Source organism: Nostoc sp. T09, from assembly GCF_002154695.1.
Classification (GTDB): Bacteria; Cyanobacteriota; Cyanobacteriia; order Cyanobacteriales; family Nostocaceae; genus Aulosira.
Map to the genome: position 1 here is coordinate 16,208 of NZ_MTAV01000061.1, position 18,612 is coordinate 34,819.

Here is an 18,612-nt window from a genome sequence, read left to right on the forward strand (position 1 = left end):
CTGCCAAACTACTATAATTGCAAAAAATCAACCGCCTTGCTTCACCAAATCAATTACATTTATATTTACGAGTGAGGAAGTGAAATCGCCGTGTCGTCTAGGACTTTTGAAGACAAGGAAGCCCAAAATAAGGCTTCATCAGGTTTTGAGTTTTTGAAAGGAGTAGGTCAGGTAGCTGGCGGAACTCTATTATCAATCACGATGCTGACAAGTTCAATTGTAGCGGGCGGATTGGTGGGCTTGGCTATAAGTTTCCGTAATTTGCCGGATGTCAGGCAATTACGTAACTTCTTTCCTTCAGAAACTACTTATATTTATGATCTAAAAGGCAAACTGTTAACGAGCGTTCATGGGGAAGCCAACCGAGAAGTTGTACCTTTAGATAAAATTTCCCCAAATCTCAAAAGGGCAGTATTAGCCAGCGAAGATGGTCATTTCTACAATCACCACGGTATCAATCCTACAGGTGTGGGCCGTGCCATAGTTGTTAACTCGATAGCTGGTGGAGTCAAGGAAGGTGGCTCTACCATCACGATGCAGCTAGTTAAAAACATATTTTTGTCTCAAAAGCGTGCCTTTACCCGCAAGATAGCGGAAGCAGTGCTGGCAATTCGCTTAGAGCAAATTCTTTCCAAAGACCAAATATTGGAAATGTACCTCAATCAAGTTTATTGGGGTCATAACAATTATGGTGTGCAAACAGCAGCACGTAGTTACTTTAACAAGTCATCAGAATTTTTAACCTTGGGTGAATCGGCAATGATGGCTGGTTTAATTCAAGCGCCAGAAGAATTTAGCCCATTTGTCAGCATGAAACTGGCAAAACAGAAACAAAAGGAAGTTTTAGGGCGGATGCTGGACTTGAATTGGATTAGTCAGAAAGAGTACGACGATGCCCTTAAACAAGAAATCAAACTTGGTAAAATTCGGTCGTTTCAAGGTAGTGCTTTACCTTATGTAACCAATACTGTGTCCCAAGAATTGGCGAAAAAGTTTGGACGCGACGCACTGCTCAAAGGTGGTATGCGAGTCCAAACTACAGTTGATGCTGACTTCCAAAAAATGGCAGAGCAAACTGTCGTTAAGTGGCATGAAACACTCCAAGGCGAAGGGCTATCTAAGAATCAAATGGCCCTGGTGGCAATTGACCCTCGGACACATTTTATCAAAGCTTTAGTAGGCGGCGTAGATTCCAAAACTAGCGAATTCAACCGTGCCACCCAAGCTCAGCGTCAGCCAGGATCTTCTTTTAAGCCTTTTGTTTACTACACCGCCTTTGCTTCAGGAAAATTTGCACCAGACACAACAGTTGTCGATGCTCCAGTTAGCTATCGAGATGGTGATGGTTGGTACTATCCGAAGAACTATGATGGTGGCTTTTCGGGAGCAATGTCAATCCGCACTGCGCTTGCCCAGTCGCGCAATATCCCTGTGATTAAACTTGGTAAGGCTGTAGGGATGAATAAAGTCATTGAAACCTGCCGCACCTTGGGGATTATGAGTCCGATGGAGCCGGTGACTTCTTTGCCTCTAGGAGCAATTGGTGTCACACCTCTAGAAATGGCTAGTGCTTATGCTACCTTTGCCAATTATGGCTGGCAGTCACCACCAACGGTAATTGCGCGCGTTACGGATAGTAGCGGCAATGTTCTACTAGACAACACACCCAAGCCTCAGTTAGTTCTCGATCCTTGGGCATCGGCAGCAATTCTCAATATAATGCAATCGGTAATTACTGATGGTACTGGTAAAAATGCTGCTATAGGTCGCCCCGCTGCGGGTAAGACGGGTACAACATCCTCAGAAAAGGATATTTGGTTTGTGGGTACAGTACCCCAGTTAACTACTGCTGTTTGGGTAGGTAGGGACGACAACAGACAATTAGCCCACGGAGCTACAGGTGGCGTGATGGTAGCTCCCATCTGGCGCGACTTCATGCAAAAGGCGCTCAAGGATGTACCAGCAGAGAGCTTTAAATCGCCCTCGCAATTTACTCGCCCCAAAGCCCAATAATTTCGGATGCTGGATTTTGGATTGGCAATTAATCCAAAATCCAACATCTAAAATTGCTCAGGGCTGTTTTTCTAGCTCGGCTTTCATCCTCTGTAGGGTGAGATGCATTTGCTCAAACATTTGCTGAGGAGTAACCCCAAACTGACCTAGCTGAGTTTTCATCTGTTCCATAGTCATTTGCGCCATGAAATCTTCTGAGAGCTCGAAGCGCTTCATAAAGATGCGATAGCGATCCATCATGGCTTCCATTTGCTCAATAAACAGCTTTTTGCCCTCACGGTCAAATTTGCCGTAGTTGTTACCAAGCTTGATTAGCGCTTGATAATCGTCAAACAGCTGCTTTGCTTCTTGCTGAACTATCTCAGAGTCAAAGAATCCCATTTTGTTTAATATTCAACTGAGTGCTAACACTCAGTAAATTATGGTTTTGCTTATATTTTTATTCTAATCTAGGGTACTAATCTAGGGAATAAGCTTCGGTTCTATTACTATTATTTACCGAAATTTCAACACTTGACTCAAGACTGTTGCTGCGTTACAAACAAACTTAATAAAGCGGCAATGCTCACAGACGTTGCCATTGATCTGGGATTTACATTGTCATTTGGTTTAATGTTCAACTTGCAAGCGTACTTTAAAGCTAGTGGGTGTTGGGGATTAAGTTTTGATGCTTGAGGAATATAAACCGTTGCCATTCCCGGAAAATTCTGTTGGAGATGTACAACGCCGAGTAATGCATGATAGTCACTATTTTGTAGTTCTAGCTTGATAGCATCGCGCAGTTCTTCTACTGCTCTTGTCCAGTTCGCTAGGTTGGCATACTGAATAGCTCGTTGGTAATGACGTCGAGCGTATTTTTTCAAAACTGGTTGAACATTATTGTCTTTATCTAATCTCCGTTTTACTGGCTAGGCTCTAACTTGCGGAATTATGAGAATCACAAATATTGGCTGCAATAGATCAAGGTTGTGAAACAATTAAGTAAACTAAAAATCTATAATTTCAATTTGTTGATGAAGATTTACTCGATCTAAAATTTTGTTTTTAGATGTATTAATCTTTTAAATATTTTTCTAGCTTACTTGTATTATACGATAATACATAAAAGAGGATGAAATAAGCTAAGAAACACAATGGATTTGGACAAGTTGTCTGGGTAGAGTTGATCTGAATATACCCTACATCTAAGTAGCGGCTCCCCTATAGCGGAAATCAATACAATAGATTTATATGTTGGCGGTTCAGTAGGAGAGCACCAATACAGCACTTATCCAGGTACTTTGCTACGATGACTATCTAATTGTAGGAAATGTGGTAATGGTGAATTGAGGAATATGTTAACTAAGCGCAAAAGCCGCAGTGTTGCCGCTATTTTAGCTTTTTCCGGCACGCTAACAATTTCAGGATTACATAAGTTTTATCTAGGACAGCCTTTCTGGGGACTGTTATATGTTTTGCTTTCTTGGACGCCCATTCCCAAGGTAGCTAGCGCTATTGAGGGAGTTTGGTACTTAGCTCAAGACGAAGAAGCTTTTGATCGTAATTTTAATTTTGGTAAGTCAGCAATTAAGAACTCACAGCAAGTCAGCAATCAGGTTGGGGCAATCGCTGAAGCTTTGCGTGAGTTAGATGCCTTGCGCCAAGATGGACTGATTTCTGAGTATGAATTTGAGCAAAAGCGCCGCCAGATGCTAGACCAAATTTCTTGAAACCAGCGAAAATTATGAAAAACTGGCTACCTTTAAATTCTAGGTTGCAAAAACTTCGTGCCAAGCTCCTCAACGACCCGTACTACAGACTACAATCTGGGGAGGAACTTCAGATGGCGGTACAACTGGGTATTCAGATTGATGCCAATCAAGCAACTGTAGATGACTGGTTACGCTTACCTGGGTTGTCAATTCACCAAGCGCGATCGCTGGTGGAAATTTCACATTCAGGTGTTAAATTCTATTGTATTGAAGATATTGCGGCGGCTTTAGCTATTCCTGTACAGCGGCTAAAGCCAATAAAGCCATTGCTGAATTTTGTTTACTATGACGAAGAATCTTTAGATTGTCCTGCACCTTTGGTGAATCCAAATTTAGCCACAGTTGAACACCTGGCAAAAATACCTTTTATCGATATATCTCTGGCGCAAGCAGTGGTGCAAAATCGTCTATCTGCTGGGCCTTACCGCAACTTAGTTGATTTCCAGCAGCGCTTAGCACTATCACCAGATGCGATCGCTCAGTTAATGTATTATTTAAAATTTTGAGTAGTCAGTTATCAGCTCGTTTATTGTTAACTGACTACTGACTACGGACTAATTAAATAAATCCCACTCGGTTAAGAGGCCAAAACCGAAATGTGGCTCGACCAATAATATTTCTTTTGGGCAAAAAACCCCAGTAGCGAGAGTCGTTGCTGTCGTTGCGATTGTCTCCCATAACAAAAAATTCGCCTTCTGGAACTGTATGTGGCGGGTAAGGACTATTTGGTGGTTCAGCAATGTACTCTTCTTGCAAGGCTTGACCGTTGAGGTAAACTTTTCCACGCGCAACGCTTACTACCTCTCCAGGCTCACCAATTACCCGCTTAATAAAAGCTTGGTCTTGAGGATATCCGCGACGTTGGAGTTCTGCTGGCGGCTGAAAAACAATGATATCTCCAGTTTTGGGAGGATGAAAACGGTAAGAGATTTTTTCCACAACCAGGCGATCGCCTGTATGTAAAGTGGGTAACATTGAATCAGAAGGGATGTAGCGCGGTTCGGCAATAAAAGTCCTAATCACAAATGCCAAACATAGAGCGATCGCAATTAAAATCAGATTTTCCTGCGAACTACGCCATATTTTTGAGGACGCTGGAGTATCTTTTACATCACTTTCGTGAGAAGCCATAGAATTTTTCAGCCAGTTAAAAAAGTGGAACAAATCCCTTGATTATTTAGAAGGTCAAGGTATACTTGTAATCAAGCTGGGTTTTACGCAAAAACCCTTACAAGCATTAAAAATAAGGCTATCGCATCTACCAATTATAGGCAAAAACGCTGAAAATAACCTAAAGCCTGTCTAATTCGATACAAGCTAAAGATTAGGTAGAACAAGTAGGTAATTAAAATACCGTTACCTAACTTTTGCAATTATAAGGCAATGTTTTAGAACATTCTTCGTTTTATTGTCTACTCCTGAAAACTAAGATAGTTGCCGACTGGTAGAGCGATACAGCCAGTCGGTTTTTTCTTGTTTCGGCTCTAATTGTCATAAAAAGAGTCAGAACAGATAATTCAGGATTGAGAATATCCTCACTAATTAATCCGGTTTTTTGGGCAAAGATGCTTTGCTTCTCTATTATTCCATGCGTTCATTAATCAAATGAAATTTGATGCATTTTAATTATTGGTTAAGAAAAACTTAGTCAAATGAAAAAAGTCCTAGCTACAAACTGTAATTTGTTTATGCCTAGCTAGTTATGAAAAAATATGATTTTTCAATACACTGATGTACTTGTCGCTCTTGCAACTGCGAATTTTGAAAGTTTAGTGAGTTTCTATACACAAGTTTTGGGGCAAAATCCTACAACTCTGATTCCCAATGTTTATGCTGAATTTCTGTTTTCTGGTTTGCGGCTAGGTATTTTTAAACCTAAAAGCACACACGAGGCTGAATTTGAAACTACAGCCAAAAGTAAGATAAGTTTGTGTTTAGAGGTGAGTAACCTGGAAGCTGCGATCGCTCACCTTACGGAGTTGGGTTATCCCCCACCCGGAAATATTACAGTTGCTTCCCACGGTAGAGAAATCTATGCCTATGACCCCGATGGCAATCGTTTGATTCTACATCAAGCAGTTACACAAAGTTATGAGTCCTGAATCATGAGTTATTAGGGACGAATGACAAATGACAAATGACCAATGACCAATGACAAAGGACAAATGACCAATGGCTTTAACTCAAAACTATAAATTAAACGTGATCCAATGGTATCCGGGTCACATTGCCAAGGCTGAAAAGAATCTAAAAGAACAGCTAAAGCGAGTAGATGTTGTACTGGAAGTACGAGATGCACGTATTCCCTTAGCGACACACCATCCCCAAATCGGTGAGTGGGTAGGAAATAAGACGCGGTTATTAGTGCTGAACCGGGTGGATATGATTTCTCCCCAAGTGCGATCGCTGTGGGGTGATTATTTTAAACGTCAGGGAGAAGTAGCATATTTTACCAACGCTCAACATGGTCAAGGTGTAGCAGCAGTGTTAAAAGCAGCACAAGCAGCTGGGGTAGAACTCAATCAAAGAAGACGCGATCGCGGGATGTTACCCCGTCCAGTTCGCGCAGTGGTGATTGGTTTTCCTAATGTTGGTAAATCAGCGTTAATTAACCGTCTGTTGGGTAAACGGGTAGTTGAAAGTGCAGCTCGTCCTGGTGTGACTCGTCAACTCCGCTGGGTGCGAATCTCCGACCAGTTAGAATTACTAGATGCTCCTGGTGTTATTCCTCTGAAGCTGGAAGATCAAGAAGCCGCATTAAAATTAGCGATTTGCGATGATATTGGTGAAGCATCTTACGATAATCAACTAGTAGCATCAGAACTTGTAAACATACTTAATTATCTACATGATGTAGCTACTAATTTATTACCACAAAAACCATTAGAAGCCCGCTACGAACTTGACTCTTCACCCCACACAGGAGAAGCATATTTGCAAGCTTTAGCAGAACATCGCTACACAGGTGATGTGGAAAGAGCCGCTAGGCATCTGTTAACAGATTATCGTAAAGGGTTATTGGGTGAAATTCCTTTGGAAGTACCGCCCAATTAATTCATAATTCGTAATTCGTAATTATAGAATTGTCAGGTTTGATCTGGGTTGTTAGGTTGAATCGATTGCTTAAATTGTAAAATCGATAGTTTTGCTATTTATTAGGACAGGAGTTTTTTGTCCGACTTTTCCAAATCCAACCTGGCTCTGGAGAACTAATTTCTATCCAGCCACCCTCTGTTCTGCCAGTTGTTGTGACTTTAGTACCTGCTTTCACAACTTTGCCTGTTTTCCTTTGTCCAGATCCAGATAAAGAGCGTAAGTTTGATGAACTAACAACCATCAGACAACTTTTTTTCTGTTCAGGTGGATTTGGATCATTTGCTACTTGCTTAACTTCATTTTGAGCAGGCTCTGAAGATGGTTTTTGTGAGTGATTAGCAGACATGATACCAACCGCAACTACTGCGATCGCTCCACCAGCCCCGATTAGCAATCGGGATCTTGGAGAGGATTTAGGAATAGAACGCCAGTGAAACGGCGAACTACTAGGCGATCGCGTTGGATTGGTAGTCATAGTTAACAGTTCATTCTGGGCCTCAGAGGCTCTTAGGGTAGATGGAGCGGTGATAAGTTGTGGTGTAGAACCAGAGGAAGTTTCGTTATCTGGCGGAATGTAGCTAGGCTTTGCCAGTTCCTGTAGATAGTGCATCACTTTGGTTGCAGTCACATAGCCATCTTTCAAATAGTGACCTACCACTTGGGTGACAACAGCTGCTACAGCTGCGGGTGTGTTGGCATTAGTTATGGAAGTGAGTGCTTGGAGTGCATCGGTTGCTGACTGATAGCGGTATTTGAAGTAATGGCGGATCATCTTATTCAAGATTGATGCCAATTGATCGCTGACTTGAGCATGATGCTGCCATAATATCTCTCCACTGACGGCATCCTCTCCTAATTGCTTGGGATTCAAGCCTGTTAGAGCTTGGATACAAGTCATACCTAGTGCATAAATGTCGCTACAAGGACGTGGCCTGCCTTGTCCCTGCTCACTTGGCATATAGCCTGGGGTTCCAACAGCAACAGTGTCGTTTTTAAGCTGTTCTGGAGTCATCAGTGAGTAACTCTTAATTTGTTTTACAGCCCCAAAATCAACCAAGACGATTGTATTGTCAGAAGCACGACGGATTAAATTTTCGGGTTTGAGATCTCGATGAATCACCCCATGACTATGAATAAATTCTAGGATAGGTAAAACATCTTGCAGTAGTTTAATTACCTGCTCTTCACTCCACCTGCCAGCGGCTACTTCTAACGACAGTGGTTGTCCCTCGATCAACTCTTGCACTAAGTAAAATTCTTCGTTTTCCTCAAAGTAAGCCAAAAGTCGGGGAATCTGGTCATTGTGTCCCAGCTTTTCTAAAGTTTCGGCTTCCCTATTAAACAAGCGTCTAGCTAATGGCAAAAATTCGGGGTCGCTAGTAACAGGTTTAAGATGTTTAACGACGCAAGTTGGGTTTCCAGGACGGCGAGTATCTAGGGCTATGTAAGTATGACCAAATCCGCCTTTGCCTAATAGTTCGACCACTTGGTAACGGTGGTCTAGTAATCTGCCGATCATGGTATAGCTGGACTGAGGTTAACTGTTAACTAGAATACACTTTTTCCTAAAAGAAGAAGTTTATTGGGAATTTCTTCATAACGCTGATGTATATCTGAATATAATTGTTCCGTAATATTCACTAGATTTATAGTTGTCGAAATGCCATTAATAGTGCCATAAAGATAAAGCCAAGGGCTGATAGTTAATATATTCCCAGTCTTAGACATGCTCTAACCTCCAAATTCCAGAACAGATATTTCACACTCATGACTGAACTCAAACTACGTCTACAAGAGGGAAATACTGAAACAACGGTTTCAGTAGATCAAGATGTATTTACTATTGGCCGTTTACCGGAATGTAGCTTATATCTACCTTTTGGGGGAGTCTCCCGTAACCATGCCCAGATTGTGAAAACTGCTGATGGGGTGTGGACTATTGCGGATATGGGTAGTAAAAATGGAACGCAAGTAAATGAACGTATACTTACTCGTCCACAACAGTTGCATCATGGTGATGTTGTTTGGTTGGGTAATGTGAGTTTACTTGTTTTTGTTCTAGATCCTGCTGCACAGCCGATGAGTAAGCGTGAGCCAATCAAGGAACGGGATGGGGATAATACTGAGCAAAAAACGATTCTACGGAACGTCAAACAACTGCAACAGCAATGGATACAAGCTGATAGCAAGGATGGTGATATCAACAATAAGGATATAACCATTGCCCGACTTAAAGACTTGGTAGATATCGCAAAAAATCTTTGTGCAGCCACATCTATAGAAGAGATTTTCTTCCAAGTGCAAGAAGTGGTGTTTCGTTACCTAGACAGCATCGATCGCTTGGGATTATTAATTGATGTCAATGGTGGGGGAAATCTGGAATTGATGAATGCTGCTACCAGAAACGCTTCCCAACAACAAAATCTAGCAGCTGATGGTAGTTGGATTAGTCGTAGTATTTGCCAAAAGGTATTTGAAGAAAAAGTTGTCATTCAATCTGCTGATACCCATAAAGATGAACGCTTTTCTGGAGAACACAGCGTTTTGGTTAAAGGAATTCGCAGCGTCATGGCGGTGCCGTTATGGGATGAGAATAAAGTTGTTGGCGTTCTCTACGCAGATGCACATCTGTCTTCGTACCATTGGGCTAATGAAGGTGAAGAAGAACTTAGCTTTTTTTCGGCTTTAGCTAACCTTGTAGCTTCTAGCGTGCAACGCTGGCTATTAGTAGATAAACTCAAAAACGAAGAAGTAATTCGTCACAGGCTAGAACGTTATCACTCTCCGGCTGTAGTTCAGCAGTTAATATCTGTAGGTAGGTTACCAGATGGGCGTTTATCTCCCGCAGAAAGCGAAATCAGCATTTTATTTGCGGATTTGGTTGGTTTTACTGCCATTTCTGAAAGAGTGACACCAACCGCGATCGCTCAATTACTTAATAATTTATTTGAAGAGATGCTGCAAGAAGTGTTTGGCTATGGTGGCACTTTAGATAAATATATTGGTGATTGTATTATGGCGTTCTTTGGCGCTCCCGAACCCCAACCGGATCATGCCGAACGTGCAATTGCGGCTGCTAAGGGTATGCTAACTCGCTTAGAACGTCTGAATATGAATGGTTTTTGGCAAGAACCTCTACAATTACGCATTGCGATTAATAGCGGTAAAGCAGTTGTGGGAGATGTTGGTAGCTCTCAACGGGTAGAATATACGGCTTTAGGGGCTACTATTAACCTGGCTGCACGCATGGAAGCTGTTTGCCCTCCAGGTGAATGCGTGATTAGTGAAGTTACTTACAAAATGCTTTCACAACCCTTAGACTTTCAAGAAATGGGAAGTTATAGTTTCAAAGGTATTAATCGTTTAATTAAGGTTTACCAAACAACTATGCATAAATAAAGCAGAAGGCAGAAAATTAGGTTATTTGTAATTTATATAATGTGAACTTAAAATTAAGGCAAAATCGGATTTTCACACAATATTCTTTGATGAATATGATTTGATTTTTTCGGTTTTGCAATTAATATTCCAGGCTTTTTTTATATTTTCTAATGACTCTTTTCTTTCCATAACTACGATCGCAGTCAAATCAGCGCTCAACAAGCCATTCTCAGTTCTCCAACCTAAGTAATGAGTTTTATTATTTAGCTGCGTCACTAAAAATGACTTCATAAGTTGCATAAAATGCATAGCATAAAGCTGAAATATTCTCTATATACTGAGTTGACGCAAGCTAAGAATCTCTAGTTTCCAGCAAATTTAACTCAGTAACATAACAGTAAAAAAGGAGCAGAAATTGATCCGGCCATCGCATCTTCAATTTTGGATGACAGTTTTATTAGCCAGCATCTTCGTCATCAATAACTTCCCTAGTCGTGCAGCACAAACTCAACCAGAAACAAAAGGTGCAAGTTTACCAACATCCCTTAGGGACAAAATATTACAAGATATGGCTTGGCGATCATTTGTACCTAAGCCAGAAGTGCAGATTCTTACTACGGAGGAAGCTTTATTCAATGGCTGCTTGGATGTTGCACCACCAGATCAACTTTGTAGCGCCATTGGTCTTCGTGGTTGGAAAGTCACGATCGCAGCCAGACAAAATCGTTGGATTTATCATGCAACCCAAAATTATGGCTTTAAGTTGAATGCTAAAGCAAGTTTATCGCCTGCGATCGCCAATGAAGTTCTAGAAGAAGCATCTTGGCGTTCTGGTTTACCGATTTCCCGACTCAAAATTTACTGGGCGGAAAACAAAACTTGGGATAATGGCTGCTTTGGTTTGCCAGGTTTAATCTCCTGTATTGCTGCCAAAACACCTGGCTGGCAAGTCACTGTCACTGATGGCACAAAGCAACGCTGGGTATATCGCACAGGTTTGTCTTATTCAGTCTTATTTGATATTGCAGCCAGCCAAATCAATCTGAAAATACCACCTAATTTCACAAAAGGAACTGCAAACGCCGTTTTGCAAGATATGTCCAAGCGTACAGCTATTCCATTAGCTGCGCTGCAAGTTGTGAGTGCTGAACCCAGAATTTTGAATGGTTGTTTAGATATTGCCCCGCCAGGAACAGCCTGTACTGAGATTGGTTTGGCAGGGTGGCGAGTAGTTGCCCAAGGCTATCAACAACGCTGGGTTTATCATGTAGCAACCGGACGCGGTTTGAAGTTGAATGGCCCAGAAAGTTTTCCTAGAAAGCTGGTCAGAGGTGTATTGAAAGATGTCTATCCTGCCACAGAAACACCCCCTGCCAACCTCAAAATCTTTTGGGTAGAACAAAAAGTATGGACAGACAGCTGTCGTGGCTTTCCAGTAAGTGTTCCTAAAGATATTTGTACACCTGGCAATTTTCCCGGTTGGATTGCCACAACTACCAATGGAGAGCAAAATTGGGTTTATCACACAAGTCTATATGAAGGGGCTACCCTATTTTCAACATCAAAGAAACAATGAGTGAATTCTCATCTTCTTTAAAATTAGAAAAATTAAACTATTATTTAGCTTTTCTGAATACTCAATCACTATCAAAATAGGATTAATAATATTTATTGTTATTAACCTATTTTGACAATCAGGTAGTTCCAATATCAAGATTTTCATCACCATGTATGGGAACTCAATCTCTGTGCCTATTTTGAAGTCAAAATAGCTAAGAATTTTTATGTCTAAATTATGAATGCTGAGTTATCAAATAGATTTTCCGGTGTACTAATATACGGCATTCATGATGACTACTTAAAAGTAGAAAAAGCTATAAGTAAAAATACAGAGTATATTGTATAGTTTATTTCTATTTTTATTTTGAAATTGTAATATTAAGCCACCAATTCTTGATGAAAAGACTACAATTTGGGTGGTAGCCTCCACAATTTATCTGTGTAACACTAAGAAGCTACCGCAAGTTATTTTTGAACGGGAGGTCAGGTAATGGCTATCGCCACCATTAATCCCGCTACTGGGGAAACGCTCAAAACCTTTGAGTCACTGAATGATACAGAAATTGCCGCTAAACTGGATTTAGCAGGTCAGGCTTTTGAGCATTACCGCAAAACGAGTTTTGCAGAGCGATCGCAATGGCTACAAAAAGCTGCTGAGATTTTAGAGCAAGAGAAAGCAGAATTTGCTAAAGTGATGACTCTGGAAATGGGCAAGCCTTTGAAGGCTGCGATCGCGGAGGTCGAAAAATGCGCCCTTGTCTGTCGCTACTACGCCGAACACGCTGCTAGTTTCTTAGCTGATGTTACTGTAGAAACCGATGCGAGCAAAAGTTTTGTTCGCTACCAGCCATTAGGTGTAATTCTCGCAGTCATGCCGTGGAATTTTCCCTTTTGGCAAGTGTTTCGCTTTGCTGCACCAGCACTAATGGCGGGCAATGTTGGCTTACTCAAACACGCTTCTAATGTGCCCCAATGCGCCTTAGCAATTGAAGATATTTTTCAACGGGCAGGTTTTCCTAAAGGTGTGTTTCAAACTCTGTTAATTGGTGCTGTCAAAGTTGCCGATTTAATGGCTGATGAGCGAGTTAAAGCTGCTACCTTAACCGGAAGCGAACCCGCAGGTGCATCTTTAGCTGTGGCTGCGGGAAAACAAATTAAAAAAACTGTTTTGGAATTGGGAGGAAGTGACCCATTCATCGTGTTAGAGAGTGCTGATTTAACAACAGCAGTTGTCACAGCTACTACAGCACGAATGTTAAATAACGGGCAATCTTGTATAGCAGCGAAACGTTTCATTGTGGCAGAAGCGATCGCTGATAAATTTGAAAAACTGTTGTTAGATAAATTCCTGTCCTTAAAAGTTGGCGATCCTATGCAACCAGACACCGACTTAGGACCATTGGCTACCCCTGGTATTCTCCAGGATTTAGATCAACAAGTACAAGCTGCTACTCAAAGCGGCGGTAAAGTTCTTACAGGTGGACATCCTATCTTAGATCGTCCTGGCAATTATTACGCGCCAACGATCGTCACAGATATCCCCCAAGATAGTGCGATCGCTCAAGAAGAATTTTTTGGGCCAGTGGCTTTACTATTCCGCGTCCCAGATATTGATGCAGCCATTAAACTAGCAAACGCCATACCCTTTGGCTTAGGCGCAAGCGCTTGGACAACAAACGATCAAGAACGCGATCGCTTGGTTGAGGAAATCGAAGCAGGTTCGGTATTTATCAACGGTATGGTGAAATCCGACCCCCGCTTACCTTTTGGCGGCATTAAACGTTCTGGGTATGGCAGAGAATTAAGTATCCAGGGGATACATGAGTTTGTCAATGTTAAAACTGTGTGGGTTAAATAATTAGTTATTAGTCATTGGTCATTAGTCATTGTTAAAACTGTGTGGGTTAAATAATTTAGTCATTAATCATTGGAATCACAAATGACAATTGACTAATGACAAAGTGCAAAGTCGAGCCAGTCGTGTGGTGAGGCAGCGCGGTCTTGGGGGTTCGCCCCCAATCCCCAGAGGGGACCCCGAGTCCCCCATGAGCGACTGCCGAAAGGGTTTCCCGACTTGAACGAACTGGCGTTGAGCGAAGGAAACCTCCGCTCAGAACTTTGTAAGAATGGCAAATGACAAATGACAAAATTGAGGAAATAATAATGAATACGGCAGAATTATTAGTACAGTGTTTAGAAAATGAAGGTGTAGAATACGTTTTTGGGCTTCCTGGTGAAGAAAACCTCCATGTTTTAGAAGCGTTAAAACATTCTTCAATTAAATTTATTACTACCCGTCATGAACAAGGTGCAGCATTCATGGCGGATGTCTATGGACGCCTAACGGGAAAAGCCGGAGTTTGTCTTTCAACTCTTGGCCCTGGAGCAACAAATTTGATGACTGGGGTAGCAGATGCTAACCTCGACGGTGCGCCTTTAGTAGCAATTACTGGGCAAGTAGGCACAGATAGAATGCACATCGAATCCCATCAATATTTGGATTTGGTGGCAATGTTTGCCCCTGTAACTAAGTGGAATAAACAAATTGTCCGCCCCAGTATTACACCAGAAGTTGTGCGCAAAGCATTTAAGCGATCGCAAAGCGAAAAACCAGGTGCAGTACATATCGATTTACCAGAAAATATCGCTGCTATGCCTGTAGAAGGCAAACCCTTGCATAAGCATAATATTGAAAAAACCTATGCATCTTTTGCTAGTATTCGCGCAGCCGCAGCCGCAATTTCTCAAGCAGTAAATCCATTAATTTTAGTAGGTAACGGTGCAATTCGTGCTCAAGCTAGTGATGCTGTAACGCAATTTGCCACTCAGCTGAATATTCCTGTTGCCAATACTTTTATGGGCAAAGGCATTATTCCTTATACTCATCACTTAGCCTTATGGTCAGTAGGATTGCAACAACGAGATTTCATTACTTGTGGCTTTGATAATACAGATTTAGTAATTGCTATTGGCTACGATTTAATCGAATTCTCACCGAAAAAATGGAATCCTGACGGTAAAATTCCCGTTGTTCATATTGGTCTTAGTCCTGCTGAAATTGATAGTAGTTATATTCCCTGTGCAGAAGTAATTGGTGATATTTCTGATTCCTTGGTTGAAATCTTAAAATTATCAGATAGACAAGGTAAACCTAATCCCTACGCTATCAGCTTACGGGGAAATATTCGTGCCGACTACGAAGAACACGCTTATGATGATGGATTTCCCATCAAACCGCAAAAATTAATTTATGACTTGCGGCAAGTGATGGGCCCAGATGATATTGTCATCTCTGATGTCGGCGCACATAAAATGTGGATGGCTCGCCATTATCATTGCCATAGCCCTAATACTTGCATTATTTCCAACGGCTTTGCTGCAATGGGGATTGCGATTCCTGGTGCTTTAGCTGCTAAACTCGTACATCCAAACCGCAAAATCGTAGCTGTAACTGGCGATGGTGGCTTTATGATGAATTGCCAGGAACTAGAAACAGCTTTGCGTGTGGGTACTCCCTTCGTCACCTTAATATTTAATGATGGTGGCTATGGGTTGATTGAGTGGAAGCAAGAAAATCATTTCGGTCCAGGACAGTCAGCTTTTGTCCGCTTTGGTAATCCCGATTTTGTCAAATTAGCCGAAAGCATGGGTTTAAAAGGTTATCGAGTTGAAGCTGCTACTGATTTAATTCCTGTACTCAAAGAAGCCCTAGCTCAAGATGTACCTGCGGTCATCGATTGTCCTGTAGACTATCGTGAGAATCGCCGCTTCACCCAAAAAGCCGGCGAGTTAAGTTGTGCGCTGTAAAAACTTGAGAGTAAGTAGTTAATTCAATACCTTCGCCGCTAAAATCCGGCACCCTAGACGTAGGGTGGGCACTGCCCACAAAAACCCTACAATTAAACTTCAGTGTACAGAATTTTTTCAAAAATCAAGCCGGATTCCTATACTCGTAGACGCAGTTCTAATATCGTCTACGAGTTTTATATATTAATGCATGAGTTTTAAATACTTGTGAATGAGGCTTTTATCCTCATTAATGAGGTTCTGATACTCGTGAATGAGGCTTTTATCCTCATCAACGAGTCTTTGATACTCGTAAATGAGGCTTTTTTCTTCGTCAGCGAGTCTTTGATACTCGCGAACGAGTCTTTTATTCTCATTCATGAGGTTCTAATACTCGTGAATGAGGCTTTTATCCTCGTCAACGAGTCTTTGATACTCATTAATGAGGCTTTAATACTCGTGAATGAGCCTTTTATCCTCATTAGCAAAGCAGCATTCTGACTCAGGACTTTGCTTCTAATGCTCGTGCAGCCTCATCTAGCCTGTCATTACTATCTTTTGCCAGTTTTAGCCATGAAGCTGTAACACTACCATAAATCCCACCGCCCGCGGCTGTGATAGTTCCGGCTGAGATGTTGCCGGAAAACAGTAGCATAATACCAGCAAAACCTGCGATCGCACTAATCGTTGTCATGGCAAAAGCAAGGTTAAATGCTGCACTAGCTTGGCGGAGTCTCTCCTGATAAATGTTGTGGCGTTCCTGGTAAATTAGATTCACAGAAATGTGAGTTTCTTCTGTTGCCTGTTCTGTATTTGCTTGGTTTTGGTTATCCATCTTGCTTGCCCTTCCAATGAACTCTACAATCTATTGAAATCGGGCAATAGGTGAGAATATAGCTGACTAATAGCTGACTTTTAGTAGATTTCTGAAGTGATTTGTAGTCTTGGTAGGGTTTAGTGCATTAAGCTGTCACGCTTGCTACTCTACAATTAACTTTGAAATTGGTATAACAAATGAGGCGTGATGGCGCGATCGCTTCGGGTAGCCCCAGAGTATATTGAAAAAGTGAAGCTAGCACTTCAGCGTAATGGCTATCCTAGCCAGAAATCGTTAGCTAATGAAGTAGGAATTTCTCTATCCACTATTAAAAACTTTCTTAGTGGAAAACCTGTTGATTATCTCAATTTTGTAGAACTTAGCGGCAAATTGGGATTAGACTGGCAAGAAATTGCATCCAGAGAACTAGAAACTCAACCATCTAAACCCCAGCTAACCAACGGGGAAGCCTCACCCTTCATCACTGGCCCACCCATCACCCAACCGCGTTACTTTTTTGGACGAGAGAAAGAACTAAAACGCCTCTTCAACCTACTCAAACGCCATCCCCTGCAAAACGCCGCCATCATCGGTAAAAAGCGTAGCGGTAAAACATCCCTACTACACTACCTGAAAAACATTACCACCACCCCAGCAGCACAGCTGCGTCCTAATCAAAAATCTGATTGGCTACCACAACCAGAAAATTACCAGTGGATTTTCATCGACTTGCAAGACGCACGAATGCAGAATCGAGAGGGGTTGCTAAAGTGCATTTTAGAATCCCTGAAAATGCAAGTACCGACACCTTGCAACTTAGATTATTTCATGGATGTAGTAAGTGAGAACTTGCATAAACCTACAGTCATTTTGCTGGATGAGATTGGTGTGGGATTGCAACGCTGTCCAGAATTAGATAATGGATTTTGGGAAAGTTTGCGTTCCTTGGCGACTAACTCTACAGGCGGAAATTTAGCATTTATTTTAGCTACCCCCGAATCACCAATTGAACTAGCGCACAATACAGGACATAGCTCGCCTTTCTTCAATATTTTCGCCTACACCACATATTTAGGAGCGTTCACTGAACAACAAGCGCGAGAATTAATAGCCAGTTCACCCATTGCTTTTGATGATGACGATATAGAGTGGATTTTAAATCAAAGTCAGTGTTTGCCAATATTATTACAAATTCTATGTCGCGAAAGATTATTTACTTTAGAAGAAGGAGAAGATGAGAATTGGCAAGAAGAAGGATTGCGACAGATTAGACCATTTTCTGATTGGTATTTGTAATTTGTAATTACTTTTTATGGTTGATTTAGACATCGCTCAATCTTTTTCTTTCTGCTAACCGTTCATCAGTATTAAACTGTAGTAACTTTACTGTTGTTCGTCCTTCTGGTGTTAAGCCAACAATTGCTGCTTCCTCACAAGCAAAATGTTCAGACCATTGTTGTGTCCGGGGATTGAAGAGAAAACTAAATTTTTCTGTTTGGGGATCGAAAGAGCCAAGGTCTGTTCCTTTATGACGATTGCAACGCCAACAAGTTAAAGCTAAATTAGCGGCATCAGTTTTACCACCATGCTTTTCTGGAATTACATGGTCAATTTCGTGAGCATAGAAAGAAACATTTTCGGGAAGTAAACAATACTCGCAACGACGGTTTGCTCGTTCTTCAACTAGGCGACGCAGTGCAGCAGAGATATAACTAACACTCATAAGTTAGTAGTTAAGTGCGATAAATTGCCTGTTTTGAGCATAATTATCAGATGTTCAATGCGCTCATATTCGTCTAGTTCTTTTTGTTCTGTAGGATTGAGTTCTCCAGCTTTATTACGTCTAAGTAAAGTTTGCATTCGTTCTTGCATTTCTGCTGTGGGACGGAAAGCTAAGATTTGTTCTGAAGTCGGATTGCTGACAAGGAAATCAAGAATATATTGATATACACGAGTTGGGAGTGGTGGTTGCTCAAGACTAAGAGCAAGGAGTTCTGGCAAGCGATCGCCTAACTGTACGAGCTTGTGTGATAATTCTTCAGGAACTTCTAAGGTTATTTTGACCACGGTTGAAGCTTTGAGATGTAACTATTTCCTCTAATTTACCTCAAAGTCATTGTCAACCACTTTTATAACAAATTCTGTGTCGAGAAAGATTATTTCTTCTAGAAGAAGGAAAAAATGATGAAAATTGGTGTGAAAAATCCG

The 18,612-nt window shown here is 41.5% G+C and carries 18 protein-coding genes; 11 read left to right on the forward strand and 7 right to left on the reverse strand.

Annotated elements, in window-relative coordinates:
- Positions 1 to 90: 90 nt before the first annotated feature.
- The gene (locus BV372_RS14355; protein ID WP_086687178.1) at positions 91 to 2,013 is read left to right on the forward strand and encodes a transglycosylase domain-containing protein; all 1,923 of its coding nucleotides are present in this window, start codon (positions 91 to 93) and stop codon (positions 2,011 to 2,013) included.
- A gap of 57 nt (positions 2,014 to 2,070) precedes the next feature.
- Here the strand turns inward: BV372_RS14355 and BV372_RS14360 are convergent, their stop codons facing one another.
- Together BV372_RS14360 and BV372_RS14365 are read right to left on the reverse strand one after the other, a co-directional pair.
- Entirely contained in the window at positions 2,071 to 2,394 is a 324-nt protein-coding gene (locus BV372_RS14360; RefSeq protein ID WP_086687179.1) for a DUF1825 family protein, read from the reverse strand.
- Between the two features lie 137 nt (positions 2,395 to 2,531).
- Positions 2,532 to 2,876, reverse strand: a complete 345-nt coding sequence (locus BV372_RS14365) for a hypothetical protein (RefSeq protein WP_086687180.1) — start codon at positions 2,874 to 2,876, stop codon at positions 2,532 to 2,534.
- A 471-nt stretch (positions 2,877 to 3,347) separates the two neighbouring features.
- On the opposite strand from BV372_RS14365, the gene BV372_RS14370 reads away from it, so the two are divergent.
- Positions 3,348 to 3,722: an NINE protein gene (locus BV372_RS14370; protein WP_086687181.1), complete on the forward strand. Its 375-nt coding sequence runs from the start codon at positions 3,348 to 3,350 to the stop codon at positions 3,720 to 3,722.
- A gap of 14 nt (positions 3,723 to 3,736) precedes the next feature.
- Positions 3,737 to 4,270: a ComEA family DNA-binding protein gene (locus BV372_RS14375; RefSeq protein WP_086687228.1), complete on the forward strand. Its 534-nt coding sequence runs from the start codon at positions 3,737 to 3,739 to the stop codon at positions 4,268 to 4,270.
- 52 nt (positions 4,271 to 4,322) lie between these two features.
- Here BV372_RS14375 and lepB read toward each other — a convergent pair whose 3' ends face one another.
- Positions 4,323 to 4,895 carry a signal peptidase I gene (gene lepB / locus BV372_RS14380; protein WP_086687182.1) on the reverse strand — a complete coding sequence of 191 codons (573 nt, stop codon included), beginning with the start codon at positions 4,893 to 4,895 and terminating at the stop codon, positions 4,323 to 4,325.
- A gap of 581 nt (positions 4,896 to 5,476) precedes the next feature.
- Here lepB and BV372_RS14385 point away from each other — a divergent pair.
- Positions 5,477 to 5,866, forward strand: a complete 390-nt coding sequence (locus tag BV372_RS14385; RefSeq protein ID WP_086687183.1) for a VOC family protein — start codon at positions 5,477 to 5,479, stop codon at positions 5,864 to 5,866.
- 70 nt (positions 5,867 to 5,936) lie between these two features.
- The gene (gene ylqF, locus BV372_RS14390) at positions 5,937 to 6,818 is read left to right on the forward strand and encodes a ribosome biogenesis GTPase YlqF (RefSeq protein ID WP_086687184.1); all 882 of its coding nucleotides are present in this window, start codon (positions 5,937 to 5,939) and stop codon (positions 6,816 to 6,818) included.
- A gap of 94 nt (positions 6,819 to 6,912) precedes the next feature.
- Here the strand turns inward: ylqF and BV372_RS14395 are convergent, their stop codons facing one another.
- On the reverse strand, positions 6,913 to 8,379 hold the full coding sequence (locus BV372_RS14395) for a serine/threonine protein kinase (RefSeq protein WP_086687185.1): 1,467 nt from the start codon (positions 8,377 to 8,379) through the stop codon (positions 6,913 to 6,915).
- 248 nt (positions 8,380 to 8,627) lie between these two features.
- Between BV372_RS14395 and BV372_RS14400 the strand changes: the two genes are divergently transcribed.
- The 5 genes from BV372_RS14400 to BV372_RS36290 all read left to right on the forward strand — a co-directional run bounded on the left by BV372_RS14400 (position 8,628) and on the right by BV372_RS36290 (position 16,088).
- Positions 8,628 to 10,259, forward strand: a complete 1,632-nt coding sequence (locus BV372_RS14400; protein WP_086687186.1) for an adenylate/guanylate cyclase domain-containing protein — start codon at positions 8,628 to 8,630, stop codon at positions 10,257 to 10,259.
- 427 nt (positions 10,260 to 10,686) lie between these two features.
- Positions 10,687 to 11,817, forward strand: coding sequence for a hypothetical protein (locus tag BV372_RS14410; RefSeq protein WP_086687188.1), 1,131 nt, complete (start codon positions 10,687 to 10,689; stop codon positions 11,815 to 11,817).
- 474 nt (positions 11,818 to 12,291) lie between these two features.
- On the forward strand, positions 12,292 to 13,659 hold the full coding sequence (locus tag BV372_RS14415; protein WP_086687189.1) for an NAD-dependent succinate-semialdehyde dehydrogenase: 1,368 nt from the start codon (positions 12,292 to 12,294) through the stop codon (positions 13,657 to 13,659).
- Between the two features lie 305 nt (positions 13,660 to 13,964).
- A complete protein-coding gene (locus tag BV372_RS14420) occupies positions 13,965 to 15,608 on the forward strand; it encodes an acetolactate synthase large subunit (protein WP_086687229.1) in 1,644 nt (547 codons plus the stop codon).
- A 249-nt stretch (positions 15,609 to 15,857) separates the two neighbouring features.
- A complete protein-coding gene (locus BV372_RS36290; RefSeq protein ID WP_179198089.1) occupies positions 15,858 to 16,088 on the forward strand; it encodes a hypothetical protein in 231 nt (76 codons plus the stop codon).
- A 1-nt stretch (position 16,089) separates the two neighbouring features.
- Here BV372_RS36290 and BV372_RS14430 read toward each other — a convergent pair whose 3' ends face one another.
- Entirely contained in the window at positions 16,090 to 16,422 is a 333-nt protein-coding gene (locus tag BV372_RS14430; protein ID WP_256973218.1) for a hypothetical protein, read from the reverse strand.
- Between the two features lie 189 nt (positions 16,423 to 16,611).
- Here BV372_RS14430 and BV372_RS14435 point away from each other — a divergent pair, with 189 nt between their 5' ends.
- Complete coding sequence (locus BV372_RS14435; protein ID WP_086687190.1) at positions 16,612 to 17,700, forward strand: helix-turn-helix domain-containing protein; 1,089 nt, start codon at positions 16,612 to 16,614, stop codon at positions 17,698 to 17,700.
- 25 nt (positions 17,701 to 17,725) lie between these two features.
- On the opposite strand, the gene BV372_RS14440 is transcribed toward BV372_RS14435, so the two are convergent.
- Together BV372_RS14440 and BV372_RS14445 are read right to left on the reverse strand one after the other, a co-directional pair.
- Positions 17,726 to 18,127, reverse strand: a complete 402-nt coding sequence (locus BV372_RS14440) for an HNH endonuclease (RefSeq protein WP_086687191.1) — start codon at positions 18,125 to 18,127, stop codon at positions 17,726 to 17,728.
- A complete protein-coding gene (locus tag BV372_RS14445) occupies positions 18,124 to 18,471 on the reverse strand; it encodes a hypothetical protein (RefSeq protein WP_086687192.1) in 348 nt (115 codons plus the stop codon). The genes BV372_RS14440 and BV372_RS14445 overlap by 4 nt, the downstream gene beginning before the upstream one ends.
- Between the last annotated feature and the right edge of the window lie 141 nt (positions 18,472 to 18,612).

Coding starts and splice junctions, on each gene's coding strand:
- BV372_RS14360 (WP_086687179.1), bottom strand. CDS start 2,394: ATGGGATTCTTTGACTCTGAGATAGTTCAGCAAGAAGCAAAGCAGCTG.
- BV372_RS14370 (WP_086687181.1), top strand. CDS start 3,348: ATGTTAACTAAGCGCAAAAGCCGCAGTGTTGCCGCTATTTTAGCTTTT.
- BV372_RS14375 (WP_086687228.1), top strand. CDS start 3,737: ATGAAAAACTGGCTACCTTTAAATTCTAGGTTGCAAAAACTTCGTGCC.
- lepB (WP_086687182.1), bottom strand. CDS start 4,895: ATGGCTTCTCACGAAAGTGATGTAAAAGATACTCCAGCGTCCTCAAAA.
- BV372_RS14385 (WP_086687183.1), top strand. CDS start 5,477: ATGATTTTTCAATACACTGATGTACTTGTCGCTCTTGCAACTGCGAAT.
- ylqF (WP_086687184.1), top strand. CDS start 5,937: ATGGCTTTAACTCAAAACTATAAATTAAACGTGATCCAATGGTATCCG.
- BV372_RS14395 (WP_086687185.1), bottom strand. CDS start 8,379: ATGATCGGCAGATTACTAGACCACCGTTACCAAGTGGTCGAACTATTA.
- BV372_RS14400 (WP_086687186.1), top strand. CDS start 8,628: ATGACTGAACTCAAACTACGTCTACAAGAGGGAAATACTGAAACAACG.
- BV372_RS14410 (WP_086687188.1), top strand. CDS start 10,687: ATGACAGTTTTATTAGCCAGCATCTTCGTCATCAATAACTTCCCTAGT.
- BV372_RS14415 (WP_086687189.1), top strand. CDS start 12,292: ATGGCTATCGCCACCATTAATCCCGCTACTGGGGAAACGCTCAAAACC.
- BV372_RS14420 (WP_086687229.1), top strand. CDS start 13,965: ATGAATACGGCAGAATTATTAGTACAGTGTTTAGAAAATGAAGGTGTA.
- BV372_RS14430 (WP_256973218.1), bottom strand. CDS start 16,422: ATGGATAACCAAAACCAAGCAAATACAGAACAGGCAACAGAAGAAACT.
- BV372_RS14435 (WP_086687190.1), top strand. CDS start 16,612: ATGGCGCGATCGCTTCGGGTAGCCCCAGAGTATATTGAAAAAGTGAAG.
- BV372_RS14440 (WP_086687191.1), bottom strand. CDS start 18,127: ATGAGTGTTAGTTATATCTCTGCTGCACTGCGTCGCCTAGTTGAAGAA.